The 1,024-nt window shown below is 53.0% G+C and carries 1 protein-coding gene; it reads right to left on the minus strand.

Features of this window, described 5'->3' with window-relative positions; translation table 11 throughout:
- Window positions 1–893: DMT family transporter (locus V6D20_08025; GenBank protein HEY9815732.1), on the minus strand; the 893-nt coding region annotated here is incomplete at its 3' end.
- Window positions 894–1,024: the final 131 nt, after the last annotated feature.

Raw genomic sequence — 1,024 nt, forward strand, 5'->3', positions numbered from 1 at the left:
ACCGCGCCGATGGCTGGAATACCAAGTGTGACTGCAGCAATTAGCAATGCTCCAAAGCAACCACCCGTCCAAAACCACCATTCGCAGCTATAATCAGAATCATCTTGAGCGCTGAGATCCACCAAGTTGTCACCACCCAACGATACTGTTTCCACCAAGACGGCCAACCATAGTATGACGGCACCGACACCAAAATTGACGGCCACAGCCCGAAAAGGAGTACCGACATGATTCCCTAGCTCCCAATTGACACATGCTTGAATGGGGAAGACACCTCCGGCCACTGCCGCGATGAGAATATAGACGGGGGCCTGCCAGCTGCTGCTCCATCCTGTCCAGTTGGCACTGAGAGCAGTACCCACGAGGACTATCGTCACATTCATCATTCTCCATGGCGTCGCAGGGGAGGGCGATAGATGTAAAAAGCCAATCGTATCACACACAAGTCCCGACAGAAGCTGCCCCGCCACAACAGCTAGTTGAAACGTTGCAAAGCCCAGTTCCGGCGCTAGGTAAATGGCAGACGTGACAAAACCTGCCCCAAGAACTCCACCCGTGTAGGCGTACCATGGGATGGCTTTAAAACCGTGAACGGGCCAAATACCTTGGCGTGGGAATTTATGGACCAGACAGATCAACATACTGACAGCCAAACCAACGCAAAAGCTAAACACACTCGTAGCCAAGGCGCTCGGAACGGCTGTTTTACGGAGACTGGTGTTGATGCCGGTCTGTACAATGACAAACCCCCCAGCCAATGCAGCCAGGGCTAATGCCACCACGGACGATACAGCGCTAGTAGTACTAGATGCCTTGGCGGCGGTTTCGAGCTGAATCCGCCTGTCTAAGGATAGAGTCAACCGTTTCTGATCGGCTCGCAGCTCGGCAAACATCAAATGCTTTCGAGAAAAGGAAGTGGAACGACCCTCGTTCCCCAAGGAGATTACTGTTGAACGAGTATCCCTTTTCTGAGTGAAGGACATGGAGCGGGAATCTGTGGTAGGCCGCGTTGGAGGCAACTCTT

The sequence above is a fragment of the Candidatus Obscuribacterales bacterium genome, assembly GCA_036703605.1.
Classification (GTDB): Bacteria; Cyanobacteriota; Cyanobacteriia; order RECH01; family RECH01; genus RECH01.